This is a genomic window from Bradyrhizobium sp. SEMIA (genome assembly GCF_014844175.1).
Taxonomy (GTDB): Bacteria; Pseudomonadota; Alphaproteobacteria; order Rhizobiales; family Xanthobacteraceae; genus Bradyrhizobium; species Bradyrhizobium arachidis.
In genome coordinates this window covers 8,096,972-8,115,585 of the sequence record NZ_CP046601.1, presented here as the reverse complement: position 1 = coordinate 8,115,585, position 18,614 = coordinate 8,096,972, and the positions used below count along the sequence as shown (strand labels likewise).

At 64.8% G+C, this 18,614-nt stretch carries 17 protein-coding genes and 2 pseudogenes; 12 read left to right on the top strand and 7 right to left on the bottom strand.

All coding sequences use genetic code 11. The features are described 5' to 3' along the window. Nucleotides 1-4: 4 nt before the first annotated feature. The 3 genes from FOM02_RS38940 to FOM02_RS38930 all read left to right on the top strand — a co-directional run bounded on the left by FOM02_RS38940 (nt 5) and on the right by FOM02_RS38930 (nt 3,631). A complete protein-coding gene (locus FOM02_RS38940; protein WP_027563480.1) occupies nt 5-1,852 on the top strand; it encodes an ABC transporter permease subunit in 1,848 nt (615 codons plus the stop codon). Next, nucleotides 1,849-2,547: an ABC transporter ATP-binding protein gene (locus FOM02_RS38935; RefSeq protein ID WP_027563481.1), complete on the top strand. Its 699-nt coding sequence runs from the start codon at nt 1,849-1,851 to the stop codon at nt 2,545-2,547. The genes FOM02_RS38940 and FOM02_RS38935 overlap by 4 nt, the downstream gene beginning before the upstream one ends. A 142-nt stretch (nt 2,548-2,689) precedes the next feature. Then, complete coding sequence (locus FOM02_RS38930) at nt 2,690-3,631, top strand: DUF5996 family protein (RefSeq protein ID WP_027563482.1); 942 nt, start codon at nt 2,690-2,692, stop codon at nt 3,629-3,631. Between the two features lie 63 nt (nt 3,632-3,694). Here the strand turns inward: FOM02_RS38930 and FOM02_RS38925 are convergent, their stop codons facing one another. After that, the gene (locus FOM02_RS38925) at nt 3,695-4,120 is read right to left on the bottom strand and encodes an HIT family protein (protein ID WP_027563483.1); all 426 of its coding nucleotides are present in this window, start codon (nt 4,118-4,120) and stop codon (nt 3,695-3,697) included. 92 nt (nt 4,121-4,212) lie between these two features. Between FOM02_RS38925 and prmC the strand changes: the two genes are divergently transcribed. Together prmC and FOM02_RS38915 are read left to right on the top strand one after the other, a co-directional pair. Continuing rightward, nucleotides 4,213-5,103 carry a peptide chain release factor N(5)-glutamine methyltransferase gene (gene prmC, locus FOM02_RS38920; protein WP_027563484.1) on the top strand — a complete coding sequence of 297 codons (891 nt, stop codon included), beginning with the start codon at nt 4,213-4,215 and terminating at the stop codon, nt 5,101-5,103. Between the two features lie 463 nt (nt 5,104-5,566). Then, nucleotides 5,567-6,313 (top strand): annotated as a pseudogene (locus tag FOM02_RS38915) (DUF4167 domain-containing protein). A gap of 280 nt (nt 6,314-6,593) precedes the next feature. On the opposite strand, the gene FOM02_RS38910 reads toward FOM02_RS38915, so the two are convergent. Beyond that, nucleotides 6,594-7,340: a methyltransferase domain-containing protein gene (locus tag FOM02_RS38910; protein ID WP_027563486.1), complete on the bottom strand. Its 747-nt coding sequence runs from the start codon at nt 7,338-7,340 to the stop codon at nt 6,594-6,596. Between the two features lie 108 nt (nt 7,341-7,448). Here FOM02_RS38910 and gloB point away from each other — a divergent pair, with 108 nt between their 5' ends. Together gloB and FOM02_RS38900 are read left to right on the top strand one after the other, a co-directional pair. Further along, complete coding sequence (gene gloB, locus FOM02_RS38905) at nt 7,449-8,216, top strand: hydroxyacylglutathione hydrolase (RefSeq protein WP_027563487.1); 768 nt, start codon at nt 7,449-7,451, stop codon at nt 8,214-8,216. A gap of 24 nt (nt 8,217-8,240) precedes the next feature. Next, nucleotides 8,241-8,663: a cupin domain-containing protein gene (locus FOM02_RS38900; protein ID WP_027563488.1), complete on the top strand. Its 423-nt coding sequence runs from the start codon at nt 8,241-8,243 to the stop codon at nt 8,661-8,663. Nucleotides 8,664-8,715: 52 nt separating this feature from the next. Here the strand turns inward: FOM02_RS38900 and FOM02_RS38895 are convergent, their stop codons facing one another. The 3 genes and pseudogenes from FOM02_RS38895 to FOM02_RS38885 all read right to left on the bottom strand — a co-directional run bounded on the left by FOM02_RS38895 (nt 8,716) and on the right by FOM02_RS38885 (nt 11,843). After that, the gene (locus tag FOM02_RS38895) at nt 8,716-9,585 is read right to left on the bottom strand and encodes a DMT family transporter (protein WP_027563489.1); all 870 of its coding nucleotides are present in this window, start codon (nt 9,583-9,585) and stop codon (nt 8,716-8,718) included. A 116-nt stretch (nt 9,586-9,701) separates the two neighbouring features. Further along, nucleotides 9,702-10,427: an acetoacetyl-CoA reductase gene (gene phbB, locus FOM02_RS38890; RefSeq protein ID WP_027563490.1), complete on the bottom strand. Its 726-nt coding sequence runs from the start codon at nt 10,425-10,427 to the stop codon at nt 9,702-9,704. Nucleotides 10,428-10,667: 240 nt separating this feature from the next. Further along, nucleotides 10,668-11,843 (bottom strand): annotated as a pseudogene (locus FOM02_RS38885) (acetyl-CoA C-acetyltransferase). A gap of 316 nt (nt 11,844-12,159) precedes the next feature. Between FOM02_RS38885 and phaR the strand changes: the two are divergent. Continuing rightward, nucleotides 12,160-12,750 carry a polyhydroxyalkanoate synthesis repressor PhaR gene (gene phaR / locus FOM02_RS38880; RefSeq protein ID WP_027563492.1) on the top strand — a complete coding sequence of 197 codons (591 nt, stop codon included), beginning with the start codon at nt 12,160-12,162 and terminating at the stop codon, nt 12,748-12,750. Between the two features lie 108 nt (nt 12,751-12,858). Beyond that, the gene (locus tag FOM02_RS38875) at nt 12,859-13,476 is read left to right on the top strand and encodes a class I SAM-dependent methyltransferase (protein WP_027563493.1); all 618 of its coding nucleotides are present in this window, start codon (nt 12,859-12,861) and stop codon (nt 13,474-13,476) included. 100 nt (nt 13,477-13,576) lie between these two features. Here FOM02_RS38875 and FOM02_RS38870 read toward each other — a convergent pair whose 3' ends face one another. After that, nucleotides 13,577-14,464 (bottom strand): branched-chain amino acid aminotransferase, encoded by an 888-nt coding sequence (locus FOM02_RS38870; protein ID WP_027563494.1) that lies wholly within the window; start codon nt 14,462-14,464, stop codon nt 13,577-13,579. Nucleotides 14,465-14,599: 135 nt separating this feature from the next. Between FOM02_RS38870 and FOM02_RS38865 the strand changes: the two genes are divergently transcribed. Next, complete coding sequence (locus FOM02_RS38865) at nt 14,600-15,535, top strand: alpha/beta hydrolase (protein ID WP_027563495.1); 936 nt, start codon at nt 14,600-14,602, stop codon at nt 15,533-15,535. Between the two features lie 9 nt (nt 15,536-15,544). On the opposite strand, the gene FOM02_RS38860 is transcribed toward FOM02_RS38865, so the two are convergent. Beyond that, nucleotides 15,545-15,790 (bottom strand): hypothetical protein, encoded by a 246-nt coding sequence (locus FOM02_RS38860; RefSeq protein WP_027563496.1) that lies wholly within the window; start codon nt 15,788-15,790, stop codon nt 15,545-15,547. 182 nt (nt 15,791-15,972) lie between these two features. On the opposite strand from FOM02_RS38860, the gene FOM02_RS38855 reads away from it, so the two are divergent. After that, nucleotides 15,973-16,875 (top strand): hypothetical protein, encoded by a 903-nt coding sequence (locus FOM02_RS38855; RefSeq protein WP_051378263.1) that lies wholly within the window; start codon nt 15,973-15,975, stop codon nt 16,873-16,875. Nucleotides 16,876-17,026: 151 nt separating this feature from the next. Next, nucleotides 17,027-18,607: a sensor domain-containing diguanylate cyclase gene (locus FOM02_RS38850; protein ID WP_027563498.1), complete on the top strand. Its 1,581-nt coding sequence runs from the start codon at nt 17,027-17,029 to the stop codon at nt 18,605-18,607. Nucleotides 18,608-18,614 lie beyond the last annotated feature (7 nt).

Genomic DNA, 18,614 nt, shown 5'->3' with positions numbered 1-18,614 from the left:
CCCGATGCTCAAGCAACGCCCGTTCCTGATCGAGACCCTGACCGCGATCGGGTTGATCGCAGCGCCCTTCGTGCTGCCTCATCTCGGCTTCGCCCCCAACACCGTGAACCGGATCCTGGTCTGGGGCCTGTTCGGCCTCGGCTTCGATATCCTGTTCGGCTTCACCGGCTTGCTCTCGTTCGGCCAGTCCGCCTTCTACGGCACCGGCGGCTTCGTCGCGGCCTACCTGTTGACCCGCGCCGGCTTCGGCAACGTGCTGGGCGCGCTGATCATCGGCATGATCGCGGCTGCAGCGACCGGCTATCTGATCGGCCTGATCGCGCTGCGGCGGACCGGCATCTACTTCGCGATGATCACCGTGGCGATCGCGGAAGTATTCTTCTTCGTCGAGTTCAATCCGCTGTCGGATTTCACCGGCGGCGAGAACGGCCTGCCGGGCGTGCCGACGCCGAGCTTCAATCTCGGCTTCACCACCGTCCACTTCACCAATGGCTGGTCGCTCTATCAGTTCATCGCACTGTGCTATTTCGTCGGCGTCATCATCGCGCTCCGGATCGTGCGCTCGCCGGTCGGGGCGATTCTGAGCGCGATCCGCGACAATCCGCTGCGCGCCACTGCCGTCGGCCACAACATCCACGGCTACAAGCTGACCGCCTTCGTGATCGCAGCCGCTTATGCCGGCTTCGCCGGTGGCCTGCTCGGCGTGCTCCAGGCCTTCATGCCGCCCGATGCCTTCACCTTCGACACCTCCGGCCAGCTCGTGATGCAGACTGCGATCGGCGGGCGCGGCACGCTGTTCGGACCGCTGGTCGGCGCAACCGTCTGGCTCTTCCTCCAGGATTTCCTCCAGTCCGCGTTGGGGTTAGGTGCCGCCTGGAAGCTCGTGCTGGGCGTCGTATTCGTGCTGCTGGTCTGTTTCCTGCGCGGCGGCATCATCGGCGGTTTGGCCGATCTCTATCGCCTCGTCTCGGGCAGGCGTCGGCGGACGGATACGGAGATGGAGCAGGACGCTGCGGACGCCGCGATTCCGCAGCACCTCGCACCAGCGCCGATGCTGGCCAAGGAGGTCGAGCACCCCGCTTACTCCGGACCCATCCTGAAGGCGACCGGCCTCACCAAGCGCTATGGCGGCCTCGTCGCCAACAGCGACATCGATTTCAGCGTCAATCAGGGCGAGCTGCGCGGCATCATCGGGCCCAACGGCGCGGGCAAATCGACCTTCTTCAAGATGCTGACCTGTGAGGTCGCGCCGACCTCCGGCCAGATCGTGTTCGAGGGACGCGACATCACGGGATTGAAGGTCACAGAGGTGTGCCAGCTCGGGCTGACCAAGAGCTACCAGGTCAACCAGCTCTTCACCGGCCTCACGGTGCGGCAGAACCTGACCATCGCCGCCCTCGCCGAGCTGCGCGGAAAATTCCGGCTCGACCTGTTCAAGAAGCTCTCGAGCGTGAAGGGCCTGACCGAGCAAGTGGAACACACGCTGGCGCTGGTCAACCTCACCCGCCGCGCCGACACGCCGGTGTCCGAGCTTGCGTATGGCGAGAAGCGCAGGCTGGAGATCGGGCTTGCGCTCGCGACCTCGCCGCGCCTGCTGCTGCTCGACGAGCCGCTCGCAGGCATGAGCCCGCGCGAGCGCGTCGAGACCGTCAAGCTGCTCAAGTCGATCGCACGCGGCCGCACCATGATCATCATCGACCACGACATGGATTCGCTGTTCGAGCTGGTCGAACGTGTGACGGTGCTCCAGGAGGGCAAGGTGCTGATCTCGGGGACGCCCGAGGAAATCAAGACCAACGCCGCGGTGCAGGAGGCCTATCTCGGCGGCGTGCATGGGGAGATCGCCGCATGAGCCTGATCGAGGTCAACGGCCTGAACAGCTATTACGGCGATTCCCATATCCTGTTCGACGTCGCCATGCATGTCGAGCGTCACGAGGTGGTGGCTCTGCTCGGCCGCAACGGTGCCGGCAAGAGCACGACGCTGAAGAGCCTGATGGGCGTGGTGACGCCGCGCAGCGGCAGCATCAAGTTCGACGGCATCGACGTTGCCGGTCGGCGGAGCCACAAGATCGCGCAGGCGGGCATGCAGCTCGTGCACGAGGAGCGCCGCATCTTTGGCAGCCTGTCAGTGGAGGAGAACATCGTCCTCGCCGGCATCACTGCGCCGAAGCGTTGGCCGCTCGGGCGCATCTACGAGATGTTTCCGCGGCTGAAGGAGCGGCGCAGCAACCGCGGCACCGAGCTCTCCGGCGGCGAGCAGCAGATGCTGGCGATCGCACGGGCACTCGTGCGCGATCCCAAGATCGTGCTGCTGGACGAGCCGTTCGAGGGGCTTGCGCCGGTGATCGTCCACGATCTCGTCAAGGCCTGCCGCGAGCTCGCGGCCGCCGGCCAGACCATCGTGCTGGTCGAACAGAATCTGGCGGCAACGCTGGCGCTGGCGACGCGGATCTACATCATCAATAACGGCCACATCGTGCACGAAGGTCCGGCGCAGGAACTCAAGGCCCAGCCGGAACTGCTGCAACGCTATCTTGGCGTCTAGGGCGTCTACCCATAAACTCGGGGTGTCTGCTTTCGAGGAGCGAGCGGACACGCGGCCCCACCCCGGAATGTCGACTGGTGCCCAAGGCGGACACCGGGTCGCCCGTAGAGGTGAGGTCTTGCCCAAGCCGGGAGAAGACACCATGAGCACGATCTGGCCGGAGATCCCCTTCGAGGCATGGCGCGAAAGCTGTTCTGCGCTTCATTTGTATTGCCAGGTTGTCGGCAAGTATCGGCTCGCGAGAACGCCGTGGGTCAACCATTCCTGGCACGCGACTTTCTACGTGAATGCACGCGGGCTCACGACTTCACTGGTTCCGGACGGATCTGGCATCGAGATCGTCTTCGATCTCTGCCGTCATGTCCTGATCGGAGAGGCGGCCGACGGCTGCAGGGCTGAAATGCCGCTCGGGCGAATGTCCGTCGCCGAATTTCACACCCGGTTCTGCGAACTGATAGGACATCTCGGCGGAATACCGGAATTCGACGGTCGGCCCAGCGAGGTCCCGAATCCGATCCCGTTCCGGGATGACCGCCAAATCAGGCCCTACGATGCGGACGCCGTGACGCGGTTCTTTCGAGCCCTCGTGGCGATCAACGGAGTCTTTCATCGGTTTCGGACAGGATTCACGGGGAAGGTCAGTCCGGTCCATCTCTTCTGGGGCAGCTTCGATCTCGCGGTGACGCGCTTCTCCGGTCGTCCCGCCCCGCTTCATCCGGGCGGCGTTCCGGGTTTGCCTGATGTCGTGACCCGCGAGGCCTATAGCGATGAGGTCTCCTCCGCCGGCTTCTGGCCGGGCGGAGGTGGTGCGGAGTTCGCGGCCTTCTATTCCTATGCCTATCCCACCCCGAACGGCTTCGCTGACGGACAGGTCATGCCGGAAGGCGCATACTTCGATAACAAGCTCGGCGAATATCTCCTGCCCTACGACCTCGTGCGAAAATCCAGCGAGCCTGAGGAGACGCTCATGGCGTTTCTGCAGAGCACCTATCGGGCGGCGGCTGATGCCGGAAGCTGGGATCGTGCCGCGCTCGAATGTCCGATTGGCTCCCCCCTTCGACCCCGCCCGCTGAACAAACGATGATGAAGGTCGAGGAAAGTTCGCTGGCAGGTTGGTGGAGCGAAGCTGATCACGTCAGACGCCAAATCAGCCAGCAAGCGCCGCGATCATCCGCTTGGCATGCTCGGCGAGCACGGCCATGTCCTCCTTGCGCGTCTGCGCCGGCAGCAGCTCGATTCCGGCCCGGACCGGCATGACATGCATGTGCAGGTGAAGCACCACCTGCCCGCTGGCGGGCTCGCTGAACTGTTGCAGAATGATCCCTTCCGCGTCGAAGGCCTTCATCGCCGCGATCGCGACCCGCTTGGCGGTGCGGGCAACCGCGGCGAGATCGTCATCGGCGATGTCGAGAATGCCGCGCGCCGGCGCCCTCGGGATCACCAGCGTGTGCCCCGGTGAGCGCGGCATGATGTCGAGGAAGGCGAAGCTGCGGTCGTCCCTGAACACCTCGAAACAGGGAATTTCGCCGCGCAGGATCTTTGCGAAGACGTTCTGATCGTCATAGGCCGTCATGGATGCCTCCCTTCGCCACGCGGCGCGATCAAACGCGCTCCTTTCCGTTGACGCAAGCAAGTCCGCCGATCTATCCACGATGCCAAGGCAGGATGGTTCCATTGGCGACAGATTCCAGACACAGCATCGAGAGCGCGCGACGCGCGCTTGCGGCACGGCTGCAAGCGGCGGGCATCGAGGAGCCCGGCCTCGATGCACGCCTGCTCGTCGGCGCGGCCGTGGAGCTCGATCTCACCGCCATGGTGACGCAGGCGGCGCGACGACTGACACCTGACGAGGCTGCGCGGCTGGAAGGCTATGCGCAGCGCAGGCTCGCGCATGAGCCGGTCGCCCGCATTTTCGGAGCGCGGGAATTCTGGGGCTTGCCGTTCCGGCTGTCCGAGGCAACGCTGGTGCCGCGGCCGGACACTGAAACCGTGGTCGAGCTGGCGCTCGAGATTTTTCGCGAGTTCAGGGTTTCGGGGGGGCGCCCGCGAATCGCCGATATCGGCACCGGATCCGGCGCCATCCTGCTCGCTTTGCTGCACGAGATTCCCGAGGCGTTCGGCGTCGGCACCGATGTCAGCCTGACCGCGCTCAACACCGCACGCGATAATGCGGCCACACTCGGCCTGTCCGGCCGCGCCGCCTTCGTCGCCTGCTCTTATGCGGCGGCGCTTCAAGGCCCGTTCGACCTCATCGTGTCGAACCCGCCCTATATTCCCTCAGCTGAAATTCCGAAATTGAGCATCGAGGTGCGCGAGCACGATCCGCATCTGGCGCTCGATGGCGGCAATGACGGCTATGATGCCTACCGCATCCTGATCCCGCAGGCGGCCGAGCGTCTCGCCGCAGGCGGGGCGCTGATCGTCGAGGCCGGCCAGGGCCAGGCCCGGAATATTGAAACCTTGATGGGGGCCGCCGCGTTATCGGTGGACAGGCCACCCAAGGCCGACCTTGGAGGCATTCTCCGAGCCGTATCGGCCCGAAAAATGCCCCCATAAAAGCCCGATTGGCCTGTAAAAAGCTCTTGGAATATCCCTTGGGAACGACTACGTTCCGCTCAACACATCGGTGCCGGCCCCGTACACCTACGGGCGAAAGCCGGGGCTCTCGGGCGAGAGCGTTACTGATTATAGGTTCCAAGCCGCAGGTCCTGTTGAGCGCGATGGCCAGTGGAGCTGCGCTGCTCTCCGACCGCAACGTGAACGAAAGCCAGATATTGCGCTTGAAGACTTACGCAACAAAGCTGGGCTTGTTTCGGCAGGCGATATGAATGGGTTCGCTGGCGATGGATGCTGGCGAGTGGGGAACGCGTCTTTGTTGAACGCGACGGTCGACGAACATCGGCAGGGTTCGATCCGCTCTTGCGCGCGGTGCGCGCGAGACATGTGAACCGCTGTCAGCAAGTCACTCCTAGCAATCAGTAATGCGTGCAACCTTTAGGGCTGGAATTAAAGGCAGGACATGAGAAACGGTCAGAACAAGCAGCGGATGCGCAACCGCAACAACAATAACAACAACAACAACCGGCGCGGCCAGAACCCGATGACCCGGGTCTACGAGTCCAACGGACCCGACATCAAGATCCGCGGCACGGCCTCGCACATCGCCGAGAAATATCTCCAGCTCGCGCGCGACGCGCGGTCCTCCGGCGACCCCGTTGCAGCCGAGAACTACTACCAGCATGCCGAGCATTATTTCCGCCTGATCGCGGCGGCCCAGGAACAGTTCCGCCAGAACCAGCAGCAGCCGCGCGGCGACGAGCCGATCAGCACCAGCGACGATAGCGAGGACGACGGCGAGAATTTCTCGAATTTCGGCCAGGAGCCGGGCTTCGTCCCGCAGCCGCAACAGCAGCAGCCTTACATGCGCGAGGGCCAGCGCGATCATCACCAGCGTGATCACCAGAGCCGCGACAGCCAGCAGCCCTATCAGCGCGACAACCAGCAGCCGCGCGAGCACCGCGAACGCGACCATCGTCCGCAGCCGCAATATCAACCGCAGCCGCAACCTGCGAACCAGCCGCAGCCCGTCATCGCCGATGCCGGCAGCGTCGACCGCCTGCCCTCCTTCATCACCGGCGCACAGCCGCAAGCGAATGTCGGCGCCAAATGCCGGCCAGGGCGGCTTTGAGGGCGGCGGTGGCGAACGGCGCCCCGACGCGCGAGCAGCGCCGCCGGTTCGAGCGACGATCTCGCGCCCGGCGAGTAAGCCTTTTCTGATTTTCTGATCTGCAATCGTCCCGGCCTCGCGCCGGGACGATTGTTTGAGAACAGTCGGTGGCGGTGTTGCACCTCTCCCGCTTGCGGGAGAGGCGTAGGCCGCCTCCGGCGGCCGTTCTCAGAAACGCCGAGGCAGAGCCTCGGCTATGGCAAAGCGCCGGGTGAGGGCTCTCTCCTCTCGGGGAATCTCTCTGCGGAGGCACCCTCTCCCCAGCCCTCTCCCGCAAGCGGGAGAGGGAGCGCACCGTGGTCCCGGCGACGCTTGTGCCTTAGCTCCGCGTGACCGTGGTCGAGGACGGCACCAGCACCGGCTTGGTCAGTGCGGGAATGAGGCGCGCGCGTTCGTGCTTGGCGGGGATCGCGCGGTAGACCTGCTTGGTGGCCTCGACGATGTGCACCCCGGCAAAGGGCAGCGACAGCGCCGCGCCGGCACGCTCCCACATCTGCGCCGATTTCAGCACCCAGCCGCCGGCATAGGGCGGCATGAACAGCGCCTCGCCCCAGGCGGTCGGCGTGAACCAGGTCTGGCGCAGCAGCTCGGTGATCTGCGAGCGCGAATAGGGCCGGCCGTGGCCGAACGGCGTGTTGTCGGTGCGGGTCCACACTCCCCGCCGGTTCGGGATCACCGCGATGACGCGCCCCGAAGGCGACAGCACCCGCCACACCTCGCGCAGCAGCGCAGCCGGATCGTCCGACATCTCCAGCGCGTGGATCAGCAGGATGCGGTCGACCGCGGCGTCGGGAAGCGGCAGCGTGAATTCATCCACCAGCGAGGCCAGCGCCGGCCGTCCCGTCGGCCATTTCAGCACGCCCTGGGCCGCCGGCATGAAGGCGATGCAGCGCTCGGCATCCTCGCGAAACAACCCGAGATAGGGCGTCGGATAGCCGATGCCAAGCACGCGCTGGCCGTCGGCATTCGGCCAGCGCTCCCTGATGCCGCGATTGATCATTTGCCGCGCCACGATCCCGAGGCGGCGGGAATAGAATTCGCGAAGATCGACGACATCGATGCTCATGACGGCAATGTAACATGCACAAGGGCACTGCTGCGCGCGGAATATTGCATTGCCTGCGCAACGTTAACGCCATATTTGTCTGGCGGGGCTGAGCGCGATGGAGATGTCATGGCCGCCGAAATTCGTACTTTCAACTGTTTAAACGACAATTTCGGTTATTTGATCCACGATGTGGAAACCAAGGCAACCGCGTCGATCGATGCGCCGGAGGCCGGTCCCATCCTTGCGGCGCTGGAGCGCGAGGGCTGGCAGCTCACCGACATCCTGATCACCCATCATCATGGCGATCATGTCGGCGGCGTCGCCGAACTCAAGCAGAAATACAATTGCCGCGTCGTCGCGCCGCACGACAAGACGACGAAGATTGCGAACGTCGATCTGCGCGTTGCCAATGCCGACGTGGTCAAGGTCGGTAATCTGCTCGCGCGCGTCGTCGAGACGCCGGGCCACACGCTCGACCACATCTCCTACGTGTTCGACAATGAGAAGACGGTGTTCGCCGCCGACACGCTGTTCTCGATCGGCTGCGGCCGCGTGTTCGAGGGCACCTATCCGATGATGTGGGACTCGCTGTTGAAGCTCCGCGCCCTGCCCGACGACTTCAAGCTCTATTGCGGCCACGAATACACGGCGTCCAACGTCAAATTCGCACTCACCGTCGAGCCTGATAACGCGGCGCTCCAGGCGCGCGCGGCGGAGGTGGCGAAGCTGCGGGCCGAGAACAAGCCGACGATTCCCTCACTGCTTGGTGACGAGAAGCGAGCAAACGTGTTCCTGCGGGCTGATGCGCCCGAGGTCGCAGCCAAGCTACACATGAAGGGCGCGGATGCCGCCGCGGTGTTCGGCGAGCTGCGCGAGCGCAAAAACAAGTCCTGAACAAACAAGTCCTGACGGGGATCGATGCCGACCGCAGCCGAGATCATCGCACGCCTCGAACTCCGCCCGCACCCCGAGGGCGGGCACTATCGCGAGACCTTTCGCGACCAGAGCACGGATGCCAACGGCCGTTCGCGCTCGACGCTCATCTATTTCCTGCTCGCGCGCGGCGAACGCTCGCACTGGCACCGCATCGATGCGGTCGAGACCTGGCATTACTACGCCGGCGGCCCCTTGATGCTGCGCATCGCCCATGACGGCTGTTCCCAGCACGAGGTACGGCTCGGCACCGACCTGCTCGGCGGCGAGCGTCCGCAGGCGATCGTGCCGGCGAATGCCTGGCAGATGGCGGAGACCACGGGCGAGTGGACGCTGGTCGGCTGCACTGTTGCGCCCGCATTCGAGTTCGCCAAGTTCGAGCTGGCGCCGAAGGGCTGGGAGCCGTAGCTCGACGCTGTCGTTCCGAGGCGGCGCGCAAGCGGCGAACTCGAAATGACAATCACCTTTTCCGCAGCACCATGTCCTTCGCCGCGATCAACCCGCCGCCGGCGATCAGGATCGCAGCGATGGCGATGTTGGCGCTGGCCTTTGCAAACCCGGCGGCGATGAGGAAGCCGGTCGAGAGCAGCGGCGTCGCGTAGGAGGCGGCGCCGAGCACGCGGATGTCGCCGCGCTTCATGCCGATGTCCCAGGCGTAGAAGGCGGCGCCGACGGGGCCGATGCCGAGCCCGATCACGGCGAGCCATTGCAGCGCGGTCTCCGGCCACACCGTGGTTTCCAGCACACCATGCATCAGCGCGGCGAGCCCGGATGTGGCGAGGCAGAAGCCGGCGACCGCATCGGTCGGCACCGCCTTGAGCCGGCGCGACAGCACCGAATAGGTCGCCCAGACGAAGGCGGCGATGAAGGCCGCAATCAATCCCGGCACCGCCCCCGGCGCAAAACCGCTGGTGTTGCCGGCGAACAGCAGCACGGTGCCGACGAGGCCGAGCACGGCGCCGATGATGTGGTGTAAGGCGAGCCGCTCGCCGGGCAGGAAGGACGAGAACAGCACGATCAAGAGCGGCCACATGTAGTTCAGAAGGCCAGCTTCTGCGGGCGGCGCAAAGCGCAGCGCGAGGAAATACAGCGCGTGATAGCCGAACAGGCCGCCAACGCCGACAACCCACACGACCAGCGGCTGGCGCAGGCTTTTTGCGGCATCGCCGCGGCCGATCCAGGTCAAGAGACCGACGAGACCGCCGATCGCAAAGGTCATCGCGGCGAGCTGGAACGCCGGGATCTTTCCGGTCGCGACCGTCATCACGGACAGCAGCGACCACATCAGGATCGCGGTCAGTCCGATCAGTGTGGCTGTGCGGGGGCTCATCGATCAAAAGGCTCTGAGGACGTTTATGCCCGGCACGAGGCCGGGCATTTTCGTCTTCACTATCGCCTTGTCGGGCCCGAAGCTACAGGCTTTTGGATCAAAGGGCTGCGGCCAAATCAGGCCTGATACTGGCCGCCATTGATGGTCATGGTCGATCCCGTGATGAAGCCCGCCTCGTCGGCGGCGAGGAACACGACCGCGCGCGCGATCTCCTCGGGCTCGCCGAGCCGGCTGACCGGGATCTGCGGAATCACGTTCTTCTCCAGAACGTCCTTCGGCACCGCCTGCACCATTTCGGTGTTGATATAGCCTGGGCAGATCGCATTCACAGTGATGCCACCCTTGGCGTTCTCCAGCGCCAGCGCCTTGGTGAAGCCGATGTCGCCGGCCTTCGCCGCGGAATAGTTGACCTGACCGAACTGTCCCTTCTGGCCGTTGATCGACGAGATCGAGATGATGCGGCCGAACTTGCGCGAACGCATGCCCTCGATCACCTGGCGCGTCATGTTGAACAGCGAGCCGAGATTGGTGTTGATGACGGCGTTCCACTGTTCCAGCGTCATCTTGTGGAAGGCGGTGTCGCGGGTGATGCCGGCATTGTTGACGAGCACCTCGATCGGCCCGAGATCGGCCTCGACCTTCTTCACGCCTTCCGCGCAGGCATCGAAATTGCTGACATCCCATTTGTAGACGGCGATGCCGGTTTCGGCCTTGAACTTCTCCGCCGCGGCATCGTTGCCGGCGTAGCTCGCCGCGACCTTGTAGCCGGCCGCCTTCAGCGCCTTGCTGATCGCAGCCCCGATGCCCCGCGTACCACCCGTCACCAATGCAACACGTGCCATATCGTATTCCTTCCCTTGGACTCTTCGGACGTTTCTGAGTGATCGTTTTTAACGGTGGATTATGCGGCTGGTTTGACGGACATCAAGAACAAAACGCCCGGCGTTGAGCCGGGCGTTTGTATTTAGTCGAGGCTTGCGCAGTTGCGAAGAATATTTGATTTGCAACCGCCGCCTTTTTAGTCGCGTGCAACGCACTCAATCAGGTGTGCGGCGCACGCGTCAGTTTCTCGCCGGCGACGTTCAGTCGCGCGCCAGACACATCGCGATACCCATGCCGCCGCCGATGCACAACGTGGCGAGGCCCTTCTTCGCATCGCGCTTCTGCATCTCGTGCAGCAAGGTCACCAGCACGCGCGCGCCCGAGGCGCCGACGGGATGGCCGATCGCGATCGCGCCGCCGTTGACGTTGACCTTCGAGGTATCCCAGCCGAGGTCCTTATTCACGGCGCAGGCCTGCGCCGCGAAGGCCTCGTTGGCCTCGATCAGGTCGAGATCGCCGACGTTCCAGCCGGCCTTCTTCAGTGCGGCGCGCGAGGCCGGGATCGGCCGATCCCATGATCTTCGGATCGACGCCGGCCTGCGCCCACGACACGATGCGCGCGAGCGGCTTCTTGCCTTCCTTGGCCGCCTGCTTGGCGGTCATCAGCACCACGGCGGCAGCGCCGTCGTTGATGCCGGAGGCCGAGCCTGCGGTAACCGTGCCGTCCTTCTCGAAGGCGGGCTTGAGCTTGGCCATCGCATCGAGCGTTGCGCCATGGCGCGGATATTCGTCGTCGCTGACGACGACGTCGCCCTTGCGGGTCTTGATGGTGACGGGAACGATCTCGTCCTTGAACTTGCCGGCCTTCTGCGCGGCCTCGGCCTTCTGCTGCGAGGCAACGGCGAACTCGTCCTGCTGGGCGCGGGTGATCTGCCACTGCCGCGCGACGTTCTCGGCGGTGTTGCCCATGTGGTAGCCGTTGAAGGCATCCCACAGGCCGTCCTTGATCATGGTGTCGACCAATTCGAGGCCGCCCATCTTGACGCCGCCGCGCAGGTGCTGGGCGTGCGGAGCCATGCTCATGGATTCCTGGCCGCCGGCGACCACGATCTCCGAATCGCCGTTGAGCAGCGCCTGGTAGCCGAGCGCAACGGTGCGCAGGCCGGAGCCGCAAAGCTGGTTCACGCCCCAGGCCGGGCTTTCGACCGGAATGCCGGCTATGATCGAGGCTTGGCGGGCGGGGTTCTGGCCCTGGGCCGCGGTCAGGATCTGGCCCATGATGACTTCCGAGACCCGGCCGGCTCGATGCCACCACGCTCCAGCGCGGCCTTGATGGCGACGGCGCCGAGGTCATGGGCGGGAAGGGTCGCGAACGCTCCGTTGAAGCTTCCGACCGGGGTGCGGGCGGCGCTGACGATGACGACATCGTCTGACATGGGCATCTCCTGGGGCTTGAGGTTTTCTAAAAAGGGGCAGGCGGGCGGTTGGGAAAAGGCCCGTCAGTCTCGTCAGGCATCCTGTTAACGTCGTTGAGGCATGTCAATCGGCCGACGACCGAATCCATACCGCAGCGCATTCAAAATAGCGTTCTTGGCGCTTTCGCAAGCATGTTTTTGCTGCCCGATTAACCGTGGCGCACAAAACGGTAGCGTGACCCCTTTGAAAATGCTTATTTTGTTGCGTTGCGTACTCTTCCCGCCCTGCGGCATAGCCGCCGGGTTCCCGTTCTCAGCGTTTTGCAAGTGAGAGCCCATGGCGAAATCAGACCAACCCACCACGATCAAGAAATACGCGAACCGCCGGCTCTATAACACCGGAACGAGCACCTACGTGACGCTGGAAGACCTCGCCGCCATGGTCAAGGACGGCGAAGATTTCCTGGTCTACGACGCCAAGACCGGCGACGACATCACCCGCTCCGTGCTGGCCCAGATCATCTTCGAGCAGGAGAACAAGGCCGGCCAGAACCTGTTGCCGACCACCTTCCTGCGCCAGCTGATCCGCTTCTACGGCGACAGCATGCAGATGGTGGTGCCGAAATATCTGGAGCAGTCGATCGCGACGCTGACCCAGGAGCAGGAGAAATTCCGCAAGCAGATCGCCAACACGCTGTCCGGCACGCCGTTCGCGCCGCTGGAGGAGCAGGTCCGCCGCAACATGGAGCTGTTCCAACAGACCTTCTCGATGTTCAAGCCGTTCGCCGCGCCCCGCCCGGCAGCGAGCCCCGAGCCGGAGCCCGATGCGAGCGCCGAGGCGCCCAAGGACAGCAACATCGACGACCTGCGCCAGCAGATGAAGGAAATGCAGGAGCGCCTCGAACAGATGTCGAAGAAGGACGAGTAGCCCTTCGTTCGCGCCGGCGCGTCCGCCTCCGGCGGACGCGCGAATTGCCACTTGATCCCGGCAGCGCCGCTTGCGCGCTGCTGTCCCCCGGCCGAGGCCGGAGCCGCCATGTCTGACCGCACCACGCACTGGCAGAGCGTCTACGCCACCAAGGGCGAGACCGAGGTCAGCTGGTTTCAGGCCAGCCCAACGATCTCCCTCGAAATGATTCGCGCGGCCGCTCCGGACCATGACGCGGCCATCATCGATATCGGCGGCGGGGCCTCGCGGCTGGTCGATGCGCTGCTGCGGGACGGATATCGCGATCTCGCTGTGCTGGATCTTTCCGCCGACGCGCTTGATGCGACCAAGAAGCGGATCGGCGCCGCCGCTTCAACGGTCGACTGGATCGTCGCCGATGCCACGACGTGGCGGCCAATGAAGACCTACGATGTCTGGCACGATCGCGCGGCGTTTCACTTCCTGACCGACCCGCACGACAGGGCTGCTTATGTCGAGCGCCTGCGGACGGCGGTCAAACCAGAAGGGCATGTCATCATCGCGACGTTTGCGCCTGATGGTCCGGAGAAATGCAGCGGCCTGCCGGTGCAGCGGCACGACAGCGCGAGCCTTGCCGCAGAGCTCGGGCCGGAATTCGCGCTGGTCGAGACGCGCCGCGAGACGCATCACACGCCGTGGGATTCGACGCAGGCGTTTCAGTTCAGCCGGTTTCGGCGACTGGCTTAGCTCTGTCATGGCCGGGCTTGTCCCGGCCATCCACGCATCACGGCGAAGAAGAACGTGGATGCCCGGGACAAGCCCGGGGCATGACGGCGGAACGTCCAGATCAAGCCGCCAGCTTCACCGCATGCGCAAAGTCCCAATAGAGTTTTCGCGCCTTGGTATAGAGCGGACCCGGCTTCAGCTCGCGCTCGTCGATGCGGATCACCGGCGCGACTTTTGCAAAATTGCCGGTTGAAAAAATCTCGTCGGCGGCGAGGAAGTCGGCATAACGCAGTGTCTTCTCGACCACGGTGACGCCGTCGCCGCGAAGCAGGCTGATGACGCGCTGGCGCGTGATGCCGTTGAGGAAGGTGCCGTTCGGCACCGGCGTGAACACCACGCCGTCTTTGGCCATGAACACGTTGGAATTGCCGAACTCCGCGACGTTGCCGAGCATGTCGAGCATCAGTGCGTTCTGGAAGCCGCGCGCGGCGGCCTCTGCGAGCGCGCGCGAATTGTTCGGATAGAGACAGGCGGCCTTGGCTTCGACCGGCGCACATTCGGCGGTGGGCCTGCGGAACGGCGACAGCGTGATGGCGTTGCCGGCAGGCTTCGGCATCGGCGCTTCGTAGATGCACAGGCACCAATTGGTGGTCTCGGGGTCGAACAGCACGCCGCCGCCCGAGCCGTTCTGCGCCCAGTACATCGGACGCACATAGAGCTCGGCATTCGGTGCAAAGCGCGCGATGCCCTCGTTCGCGAGCGTGAGCCAGGTTCCGGCATCGACCACCGGCTTCAGGCCAAAGTTGATCGCGGATTGATTGGCGCGGGCGACGTGGCGGTCGAGATCGGGCGCGACGCCCTCGAAAGCGCGCGCGCCGTCGAACACGACCGAGCCGAGCCAGGCCGCATGCGTGCGCGGGCCCATGATCGGCACATTGCCGTCGTGCCATTTGCCCTCGAAGAAGGTCCAGCTCGGCGAATATTCGATCGGCTTCTTGATCTCGGCCATGACCGGCCTCCCCTGGAAATGTTCCGGCACTATTGTCCCAATTTCTAAACGATTTGCTGCGGGATTTGGATACCCTCCAGGGGAGGGTAAGACTGAGCAAATCCGCTATAGTACGCGCACGTCACGGAGTGTCCCATGCCGCTCGATCCGCTCGCAAAGCGTTTGTTGACCATGATGGCTGCGGCCGGGTCCCAAGCACGGAGCCGGCCGAGCGTCGAGGCGCGGCGGCAGTCGCTGGCGAAGCTGATGCAATTCGTGCGCGCTGACGCGCCTGACGTGACGGCGTCAGATGGCACGCTGCCCGGCCCCGGCGGAGCGCTGTCCTATCGGCTTTATTCACCCCCAAGCGCCGGCGAGCACGCGCCGGGCTTCGTGTTCTTTCATGGCGGCGGCCTCGTCGCCGGCAGCATTGCCACGCATGACCGCATCGCCGCGGCGCTGGCGCATGCAACCGGCTGCCGCCTCGTCTCGATCGACTACCGGCTCGCGCCCGAACATCAATTCCCGGCCGCCGTGGACGATGCGATCGCCGCAACCGAATGGGTCGCGCGCGAAGCGGCTTCGCTCGGCATCGACGCCGAACGGCTGGTGGTCGGCGGCGATTCCGCCGGCGCCACGTTGGCTGCGATCGTGTGCCAGGAAGCCGCGCAAAGCGCCGGCCTTTCCATCGTCGCGCAATGCCTGATCTGCCCGGTGCTGGATTTCGAGGAGACCTCGCCCTCGCGCGAGGAATTCGCCGAGGGCCATCTGATCGACCGCGTCACGATCGAGGCCGATCTCGCCGACTATCTGCCCGAGGGCCTGGACGCCGCCGATCCCCGCATCTCGCCGCTGCGCGCGACACGGCTCGCGGGCCTGCCGACGGCGATCATCCACACCGCCGAGTTCGATCCGATGCGCGACGAGGGCAATGCCTATGCCCGCAAGCTGCTCGCCGCGGGCGTCGCGGTCGAGCACGTCTGCCATGACGGCATGGTCCACAACTTCCACGCCATGGGCGCGATCCTGCCACAGGCCCAGCTCGTGCTGTCGCAGATCGGCGAGCAGGTCAGGCGGGCGGTGGAGAAATAAAAGCGCGACTCACACGCGCGCGCCAATCACCGCCCTGGCTGCCACTACATATTCCGGCCAGTGCGCGTCCGCATACCGTTCCGCCTGCCGCGCGCAGTTGATATCGGGCGCATGGGCGGCGGCGATCGTGCGAGCAAAGCGCTCTTCGGCGACCGTCACGTCCCCGGGCTCGGACGACGGGGCGGCGGCGACCGCGGCCGGAGCAACAGCAAGCCCCGCCAGACCCGTGAGCAAAATGCGGCGTGACGTGTTCATGTCTGTCGTCCTTCCATTGTCCGGCCGCACTCTGGCCGGCGAGTGTGTCAATGCGATCACGGCAGGGTAACCGCGCACATCCGCCTCGTCCACCGCTTGCGGATAGCGCTTGACCGCGCGAATGATCACGTTCCATCTAGAACACGATTCCGTCATCAGAGCGCCACGCGCCGGATTGTCACGTGTCCCATTCTCGCCGATCATACCGTCCGGCCTTGCCCGTCGTGATCGGGCTGCTTGGCCTGACGATCTCGGCAGGCGCTGCCTTCGCCGCCGATGACGACGAGGACAAACCCGCAAAGCCCGCCATCCCGAACATCTACCTCGATCTCCGCACCATCTATGCGGCGATCCCCGCAGGCACGCTCGGGCTCGGCTTCGGCAACACGTCCTTGTCGGCCGCGTTCGAAGCGCTGGCAGCACAACGCGGCACGACGCTGCCGAACGGCTTGCCGGCGGCGAAAGCCATTGCCGTCGACCTGCCGCTGACCGTCGACGTGACCGACCGCGTCTCGCTCTATGGCGGCGTGTCGGGCTCGACCACCGACATCGGCGGCGGCTGGTCGTCGTTCGACATCACGAGCTGGAACATCGGCGTGCAGGCCGACCTCTATCAGCAGAACGGCGGGAAGATCCCGACCATCACGCTGCAATCGACCCTGACGCAGTCGGTGCCGAACGAGCAGGGCATGACGAACTCGTTCAACAACATCCTGGAATTCGACTACGCGCTCGACGAGGACGAGACGCGAGGCTGGCTCGCGGGCGTGCAGTACACTCACACCGACATCGCCAGCCAGTTGGCCAGGATCAAGCCGAACACGATCCTCTATGCCGGTGGCTATTACCAATGGCCGAGCAACTGGAAGTTCACCGGGCGGCTCGGCGTGCAGTCGTTCGGCGGCGCGCAGCTCGCTGGCCGGACCTTGGCGGAGTCCTTCACCCAGCCGATCCTGCGCCTCGACCTCGACCGCATGGACGACAACGACAACCGCCTGTTCGGCATCACCGCGCAGATCGCGTGGATGCCAAAGCCGGCCTATCAGCTGACCTTGCGCACGCCACTCTACGCCGTGCGAAACTGACTGCGGCCATAGCGGATTTTGGATAAAGCGCGCCGCCCGTCAACCGATCGTTAATCCTCATCCCAAAACTTCTATTCCGTTACATCGCCGCAAGGAACCTTGCGCGACACTAGGCCGGCTTGTCGCATCGTATTCGCGTTGGAGGCTGCGAATGTCCCGCTTGGTCTCGGAACGGACGTTCCTTGCCGGGAAGATTTTCTTCAATTTCGGCCAGTCCTCGATCGATTGCGTCGTGCGCCGGCTGACCGAGGAGGCCGCGACGCTCGAGATGGAGAGCGGCCTCGGCGTGCCCGACCGTTTCCAACTCAGGCTCGCGGGCCGCGAGATCCTGGCCTGCCGCGTGATCTGGCGATCCGACCGCCAGGTCGGAGTCGCATTCGAGCGGCCTGGCAGCGAGCACCCGACCGGCGAGGAGCGGGAGCGCTCGTCCGACGCGCTGATGCGCGGCCAGATGCTGGCACTGCGCGCCGCGCTCGATCATGTGCCGACCGGCATCGTGCTGCTCGACTCCCATCTCCGGGCGCGCCTGATCAACCAGTCGTTTCGCCAGATGTGGCGCCTGCCCGACGAGGTCGCCGACAGCAATCCCTCCATCCTCACGCTGCTTCATCACGGCCGCGACACCGGCGCCTATGAGGTGCCCGACCCTGAGCTCGATGCCCTGGTGGCGGAGCGCGTCCGGGTGATCGAGGCGGGCGATCCGACGCCGATCGATCTGCGCCGCACCAACGGCGATGTGGTGCGCGTCCAGGTCACGCCGTTGCCCGATGGGGGACGTATGCTGACCTATACGCCCGTCACCGACATCGTGCGCGCCTCGGACGAACTGAAGCTGCTGAGGGATGCGCTGGAGAACGTCCAGGACGGCGTCCTCCTTCTCGACTCCGACCTGCACGCCACCTTCATGAACCGGCGCATGCGGCGATTCTGGGAGGTCAGCGAAGACGAGGCCGCAAGCCGGCCTGCCTATTCGTCGCTGGTGCGACGCCTGCACCGCGCCAGCGCACCCAATCTGCCAACGAACGAGCTTGCGAAATTTCCGGCAAGACGCGTCGAGGAGGTCAAGGCCGGCGATCACGTGCGCGACCTGCAGACGCCTGACGGAAGGCGCATCAGGGCCCATTGCACCACGATGTTGAACGGCGGGCGCATGCTGACCTATGTCGACATCACCGATCTGACGCAAAAAGCCGCGATGCTGGAGACGCTCGCCACCACCGATCCGCTCACCGGCCTCTACAACCGCCGTCACTTCCTCGACAACCTCGATGCGGAATGGAGCCGCTTCCAGCGCTACTATCGCGCCGTCTCGGTGCTGATGCTCGATATCGACCACTTCAAATCGGTCAACGATCGCTACGGCCATGCGGTGGGCGATGCCGCGATCAAGGCGGTCGCGGCCGCCTGCCTCGACGGCAAGCGGAAGTCGGACATCGTCGGCCGTCTCGGCGGCGAGGAATTCGCCGTGCTGCTGCCCGAGACCAGCCTGTCGCGGGCGAGGACTGTCGCCGAGCGCATCCGCAAGCGCGTGATGAGCACGCAGGTTCTCGCCGGCGAGATTCAATTCGGTCTCACCGTGAGCATCGGCATCGCGGAGGCCACCGTCAGCATGTCCGGCATCGACGCCCTGATGGGCGCCGCGGATCATGCGCTCTATCAGGCCAAGGCCGAAGGCCGCAATCGCTGCATCGCCTTCGCACCGCCGCCGCCTGCGAGCAAGGCGGCGGAGTGATCGAACG

What these genes read in the sequence shown, in the direction of transcription:
- FOM02_RS38940 (WP_027563480.1), top strand. Translation starts at nt 5, where the DNA reads ATGCTCAAGCAACGCCCGTTCCTGATCGAGACCCTGACCGCGATCGGG.
- FOM02_RS38935 (WP_027563481.1), top strand. Translation starts at nt 1,849, where the DNA reads ATGAGCCTGATCGAGGTCAACGGCCTGAACAGCTATTACGGCGATTCC.
- FOM02_RS38930 (WP_027563482.1), top strand. Translation starts at nt 2,690, where the DNA reads ATGAGCACGATCTGGCCGGAGATCCCCTTCGAGGCATGGCGCGAAAGC.
- FOM02_RS38925 (WP_027563483.1), bottom strand. Translation starts at nt 4,120, where the DNA reads ATGACGGCCTATGACGATCAGAACGTCTTCGCAAAGATCCTGCGCGGC.
- prmC (WP_027563484.1), top strand. Translation starts at nt 4,213, where the DNA reads ATGGTTCCATTGGCGACAGATTCCAGACACAGCATCGAGAGCGCGCGA.
- FOM02_RS38910 (WP_027563486.1), bottom strand. Translation starts at nt 7,340, where the DNA reads ATGAGCATCGATGTCGTCGATCTTCGCGAATTCTATTCCCGCCGCCTC.
- gloB (WP_027563487.1), top strand. Translation starts at nt 7,449, where the DNA reads ATGGCCGCCGAAATTCGTACTTTCAACTGTTTAAACGACAATTTCGGT.
- FOM02_RS38900 (WP_027563488.1), top strand. Translation starts at nt 8,241, where the DNA reads ATGCCGACCGCAGCCGAGATCATCGCACGCCTCGAACTCCGCCCGCAC.
- FOM02_RS38895 (WP_027563489.1), bottom strand. Translation starts at nt 9,585, where the DNA reads ATGAGCCCCCGCACAGCCACACTGATCGGACTGACCGCGATCCTGATG.
- phbB (WP_027563490.1), bottom strand. Translation starts at nt 10,427, where the DNA reads ATGGCACGTGTTGCATTGGTGACGGGTGGTACGCGGGGCATCGGGGCT.
- phaR (WP_027563492.1), top strand. Translation starts at nt 12,160, where the DNA reads ATGGCGAAATCAGACCAACCCACCACGATCAAGAAATACGCGAACCGC.
- FOM02_RS38875 (WP_027563493.1), top strand. Translation starts at nt 12,859, where the DNA reads ATGTCTGACCGCACCACGCACTGGCAGAGCGTCTACGCCACCAAGGGC.
- FOM02_RS38870 (WP_027563494.1), bottom strand. Translation starts at nt 14,464, where the DNA reads ATGGCCGAGATCAAGAAGCCGATCGAATATTCGCCGAGCTGGACCTTC.
- FOM02_RS38865 (WP_027563495.1), top strand. Translation starts at nt 14,600, where the DNA reads ATGCCGCTCGATCCGCTCGCAAAGCGTTTGTTGACCATGATGGCTGCG.
- FOM02_RS38860 (WP_027563496.1), bottom strand. Translation starts at nt 15,790, where the DNA reads ATGAACACGTCACGCCGCATTTTGCTCACGGGTCTGGCGGGGCTTGCT.
- FOM02_RS38850 (WP_027563498.1), top strand. Translation starts at nt 17,027, where the DNA reads ATGTCCCGCTTGGTCTCGGAACGGACGTTCCTTGCCGGGAAGATTTTC.